This window comes from Tissierellales bacterium, from assembly GCA_025210965.1.
Lineage (GTDB): Bacteria > Bacillota > Clostridia > Tissierellales > JAOAQY01 > JAOAQY01.
Genome location: JAOAQY010000214.1, coordinates 1 through 3,849 on the forward strand (window position 1 = coordinate 1; position 3,849 = coordinate 3,849).

4 protein-coding genes are annotated in these 3,849 nt (G+C 29.2%); all 4 read right to left on the bottom strand.

Annotated elements, in window-relative coordinates; translation table 11 throughout:
- Positions 1 to 59: 59 nt before the first annotated feature.
- Positions 60 to 890: a hypothetical protein gene (locus N4A40_15565; GenBank protein ID MCT4663275.1), complete on the bottom strand. Its 831-nt coding sequence runs from the start codon at positions 888 to 890 to the stop codon at positions 60 to 62.
- Between the two features lie 334 nt (positions 891 to 1,224).
- A complete protein-coding gene (locus N4A40_15570; protein MCT4663276.1) occupies positions 1,225 to 1,758 on the bottom strand; it encodes a nitroreductase family protein in 534 nt (177 codons plus the stop codon).
- Between the two features lie 167 nt (positions 1,759 to 1,925).
- Entirely contained in the window at positions 1,926 to 2,648 is a 723-nt protein-coding gene (locus N4A40_15575) for an HNH endonuclease (GenBank protein ID MCT4663277.1), read from the bottom strand.
- Positions 2,649 to 2,840: 192 nt separating this feature from the next.
- Complete coding sequence (locus N4A40_15580; protein ID MCT4663278.1) at positions 2,841 to 3,599, bottom strand: hypothetical protein; 759 nt, start codon at positions 3,597 to 3,599, stop codon at positions 2,841 to 2,843.
- Between the last annotated feature and the right edge of the window lie 250 nt (positions 3,600 to 3,849).

Sequence of the window (3,849 nt, forward strand, 5' to 3'; positions counted from 1 at the left end):
AATTCGCATTTTTTCCTCCTTGATTTTACTTGTATAAGTAGTATTAATATTTCTAACATCTATATTTCGATAACATCATTTACTTCATTTCCACCGATTCCATGAATTTCACAAAACTTAAATCTAGTTGGAACATAACAAGCAATATATTTTCTGTTCCCAACAAAAACACGATACTTGTCTGTTGTTATTTTTACTTTAACTTGATCGTATTGTTTATTTTCTTCTAATACTTCTCTTAATTCTTTAACTATTTCTCGAGCTTTTTTGATTTCTCTATAAATATCAACTCCTGATTCATTTGTTACAATAGCAGCTGCATATTCATCACCTTTAAATTCTTTTCCAATACACTCCATATAAGCTTGTAGAATTTCATCTTCTTCAGAATATGAATTAACCGAATTTAATGTTGAATATAACTCCTTCAAATCTCTAAAATCATATCGCTCAGTATATGTTCTCTCGCCATAGTTTCTGGAAATCCTTGGCGATGTAACATAAATTGGTTTATCTATATACCTTACATTTGCTAACCCAACCGGTATATACGTACTCTTAAAACTAAAACCATGCACTAAATATATCTTTTTCATCACCAAGTCCGACTCAGCATCTCCAAATTCATCATGCCTGTCTATATAAACCATCTGCCTTAATATATCGTTTTTACAATCCAATATATCTAATTCATCTTGAATTGAAATACACTCCAAGTTTTTGAGTGATTCTATATCATTCATCAACTCTTCTTTATCCTCTGAATACAAAATTTTCTTTCCATTTTCTATTCCTTGATCAAATTTTGATTCCCATTTATTTATAATTTCTAAATCGTGCCTTACTTTAAATGTGAAACTTAATCCAAGCACCGCCAAAACTATACTCATTATAATAATTATTTTTTTGATTTTTTCATTTTAAATTCCTTTTATATAATTTAAAAACCTATTCTAAACTTTTGAATAAGTTTTCTATTTTTAAATCTCGAGTTTATATCACCTTTATCAATTTATTAATCACAAAACCAATACAATTAGAAATAAACTCATCCATTTGATTAGTTGTAAGATATTTATAGTTATCAAATTTAATTTCTTAATCTTCACTCGTATAAAATGTTTTAATGTATTCTAGTTTTTCATTAAAGATTATTAATTTTCTGAGTATGATCTCTATCGAAAAAAATTTTTAGATTACGTCCTTCTATAATCTTGCACTTCTTCAATTATCAAATAAATTCATTGATATAAGTTTATCATAACTCATTCTATTTCTACTTTGAATAAATTGATTCTCCTCTTTGGGATATCCTAAAGGTGATAATGCTACAACATTCCAATTATCGGGTATATTTAAAAGTTTCTTGATTTTATCGTTATTGAATCTGCCTATCCAGCATGTTCCGAGCCCTTCCGCTCTAGCCGCTAAAGTAAAATGATCAAAAGTTATGGCACCATCCATTAGCGAACCATACTCTCCCATGAATCCTCCTCTATTATGATCTGGTATAATCTGACTACATAGAACCACTGTCACTGGGCACTCAATAATAAACCTAATATCTAAGCAATATTTTACTAACTCACTTCTAATTTCATTATCATCAATCAAAATATACTTCCAATTTTGTCTATTTCTACCACTTGGAGCTTTTCCAGCAGCAATAATAACTTTTTGCAATACCTCTTTCGGTATTTCATTATCCGAATATTTTCTTATACTTCTTCTCGTATATATCACATCATAAAATTCCATATGTTCACTCCTCTACTAATCAAACAACTTTTCATTACTATTATAACATTGTCATGCCAGCGAAACATATCGTTAATAGTTCAGACTTTCGATTGTTTTATGAATAAAAATTTTACAGAATTTATCTCTTCACTATGCCTTCTGTATCTAAGACCTTAGTTAAAATATCAAGAATTCTTTTTAATTGCACTCCTTATTTCCTCTATTGTTCTTTCTTCATTTTTATGTATCACTGTATGACAATTAGGACACACTGGTATTAAATCTGTTTTAGGATTTACAGTATACTCTTCTGCAATTTGATGTAGGGGTTTTATATGATGTACATGTATAATTCCTCTTCCAAACTCACCGTACTTCTCTTCAAAATCAAATCCACAAACTTGACAATAACATCCGTGATAATCAATTGACTCTTTTCTAGCTTCTTGATTTCTCTCATAACCACTGACCTTAATAGTTATCTGTCTTCCTTCGCGAAAATCAATCTTTACTAGTTCTTCATCATCATAAGTCACTATAGCGTTCTCAATTTTTCTCCAATACTGCTCATTTAGTTTTCTTAAGCCAACCTTCCTATAATGGCTTATCTCCTCATAATATTCTATATGTTCATCTGTAGCTTTCAAAGCCTTTTCTAAAAGTACGACTCCATAATGCTTATAAATATAATCGTACGCAATTTTAGTTGCAGACTTACTTATTGTTCTAATATATTTTTTCCCATCCAACATACAAGAAATACTATTTATACACTCTTTAAACGAGTTTTCATTACAATCACATTTCTCACGCAAATAATTTACCGCCTCGTTTATCTCCACTCTATTCTCTATTACTTTAAAAACATACTCTATAATTACCAAGTTATCTTCTTCTGTATATTTCAAATTACCGCTCCTCTCATACTTCTAACAATAAACCTTAAAAACACTTTCAACAGTTAATCCAAAGCATCTATATTCTCAACTTCATACTTGCAGTTCACAAATACATATTACTATCTTTCTTTTATACTACTAAAAATTTTGCTATTGAAAAATGCACAGCAGATCCATCCGCGTGCATTTTATATTTTGACATTAACTTTCCTTCGAAATAGAAAGCTCACTTTCAATAACTGGTTGCAGTTTTGACATCAAATCATAATTATCATCTACTTTATAATAAATCCTCTTATCTACTTCATCTGTTGTAACACTGATTGATATATAACCATTCTTATAAACATATATCGAATATATACTATCAATTATATCGCATTTAACACATTTAGACTTTGTCCACAAACTGCATTCCGTCAAAGATATTTCTTTAATTACCTCTCTAAATAATTCCTTATTATTTTCATTCTCTATCGATAAAAATTTTTCAGGAATGAAATCATCTTGTATCTGGTGCTTTCTAATTTTAATAGGCCCATCGCTAAGTCGTTTATACATGCTAGTATCACTAGCTGCAGATACCTCATATACATTTCCATGTTTTGGAAAAGCTAACGATTTTACATTCAGCATAAAAAATAATGCTAACAATAATATTGTAAGAGTTTTTGCATTTAGAGCTATATTTGGCTTAGTAAAATCTCCTTCTAAATTTGTAAAAAATACTAATATCACATAGCTAACAAATAGCATCCAAAACAACAATGTCCTATTCAAACTAGCATCCAAAAACTTTATCATAGCATACACACCAAGCAGAGCAAAACACGTAGCTACGATTTGAAAGTGCCAATGTCTTTTAAATCTGCTAGCCAACTTCCTCTTTAGACCCCATTTGTTAACCATAAATAACAGCAATAGTAAAAAAATAATTAGATACAATATTTTGATAATCATAAATAAGCCCCCTAATATTTTTTATATTATAATTTAAAAACCTATTCTAAACTTTTGAATACGTTTTCTATTTTTAAGATCTCGAGTTTATATCACCTTTATCAATTTGTTAATCGCAATCATCTTGATTCTACTATTACATATCCAAATTGTCAACATCATTTCATACTTGCAGTTCACAAATATCTATTACAATTTGAAAACAGCAATAGGTAGCATTTCTCTTGTGCTAGAAATCAGCCCCTTCTAT

Bases quoted from the DNA above. Each gene is read 5' to 3' on its own strand.
- N4A40_15570 (MCT4663276.1), bottom strand. From the start codon at position 1,758: ATGGAATTTTATGATGTGATATATACGAGAAGAAGTATAAGAAAATAT.
- N4A40_15580 (MCT4663278.1), bottom strand. From the start codon at position 3,599: ATGATTATCAAAATATTGTATCTAATTATTTTTTTACTATTGCTGTTA.
- N4A40_15565 (MCT4663275.1), bottom strand. From the start codon at position 890: ATGAGTATAGTTTTGGCGGTGCTTGGATTAAGTTTCACATTTAAAGTA.